Origin of the sequence: Melghiribacillus thermohalophilus, from assembly GCF_004342905.1 — a bacterium.
GTDB lineage: Bacteria > Bacillota > Bacilli > Bacillales > Alkalibacillaceae > Melghiribacillus > Melghiribacillus thermohalophilus.
Genome location: NZ_SMAN01000045.1, coordinates 1 through 1,302 on the forward strand (window position 1 = coordinate 1; position 1,302 = coordinate 1,302).

2 protein-coding genes are annotated in these 1,302 nt (G+C 39.3%); both read left to right on the top strand.

Going from position 1 to position 1,302, the window contains the following annotated elements; translation table 11 throughout:
* Nucleotides 1-73: 73 nt before the first annotated feature.
* Nucleotides 74-370: a transposase gene (locus EDD68_RS15110; protein WP_132373327.1), complete on the top strand. Its 297-nt coding sequence runs from the start codon at nt 74-76 to the stop codon at nt 368-370.
* An 8-nt stretch (nt 371-378) separates the two neighbouring features.
* A complete protein-coding gene (locus EDD68_RS15115; protein ID WP_132373329.1) occupies nt 379-1,260 on the top strand; it encodes an IS3 family transposase in 882 nt (293 codons plus the stop codon).
* Nucleotides 1,261-1,302: the final 42 nt, after the last annotated feature.

The following is a 1,302-nucleotide window of genomic DNA, read 5'->3' on the forward strand; positions in this document are numbered from 1 at the left end:
TGATATGATCCCCTTATAGTAGACAGAAAAAAGAAAGCACATTAATCTGTCTACTATGGAGGGGATTTTTTCTATGGGGAAAATACGAAAAACATATGATGTAAAGTTTAAAAAGAAAGCTGTGGATCTATATAAAAAAGCGGGCATGGGCTACAAATCGGTGGCTAAAGAGTTAGGGATTGATCATTCCATGGTACGTCGATGGGTAGAACACTATGACAAAGAAGGAATGAAAGGTCTGGAGGAAAAACGCGGGAAGGCAAAAGGTCCGGGAAAAGGGAGACCGAGAACTCGTCCAGAAGATCCTGAAACGAAAATCAAGCGTCTTGAAGCGGAAGTAGAGATGCTAAAAAAGCTCTTAATAATGTGAAAGGGGGAATGGAATCCGTACCAACTCATAAGAAGTTCACCATCATTCATGAAATGGCTGGCAACCTCATTTCTATTCAAGAATTATGTAAGATTGCAGGCGTGTCCCGAAGTGGATATTACAATTGGGTAAAACGGCAGAAATACCCTTCTCAAAAGCAGTTAGAAGACGAGCAGTTAAAGAAAAAAATCGAGGAGTGCCATAAAAAACTGAAAGGAATCTATGGGTATCGGAGAGTCAAAGTCTGGCTTAAGAGAAAATACAAACTGGATATCAACCATAAACGCGTACAAAGGTTGATGAAAGAGATGGGAATTCGTGCGGTGATTCGGAAGAAACGGCCTTATTATGGGAAGAAAGAGCCTTATGTCATTTCGGACAATCATCTAAACAGGGAATTTCACGCGTCAAAACCAAACGAGAAGTGGGTGACAGATATTACATATTTGATTTTTAATGGGCAAAAGCTTTATTTATCTGCCATTAAAGACCTATACAATCATGAAATTGTTGCCTACCACATTAGTCCCAGAAATGACAACAAACTGGTGCTTGATACGCTAAAAAAGGCCATAAAAAAACGGAATGTAAATGGACTCCTCCTGCATAGTGATCAAGGATTCCAGTATACATCCCGTCAATACAACAACTTACTTAAAAGATACAATATAAAAGCCAGTATGTCCAGAAAAGGAAACTGTTTAGACAATGCCAGCATGGAGAACTTCTTCAGCCATTTCAAGGCAGAGTGTTTTAATCTGCACTCTTTTCGCAAAGCCAGAGAGGTCAAGGATGCCGTACACAAATACATTCGTTTTTATAACCACCAACGTTTCCAAAAGAAATTAAATAACCTGAGTCCTTATGAATATAGGACTCAGGCTGCATAAGTGTGCTTTTTTATTCCTGTCTACTTGACAGGGGTCACTTCA

Coding starts and splice junctions, on each gene's coding strand:
- EDD68_RS15110 (WP_132373327.1), top strand. CDS start 74: ATGGGGAAAATACGAAAAACATATGATGTAAAGTTTAAAAAGAAAGCT.
- EDD68_RS15115 (WP_132373329.1), top strand. CDS start 379: ATGGAATCCGTACCAACTCATAAGAAGTTCACCATCATTCATGAAATG.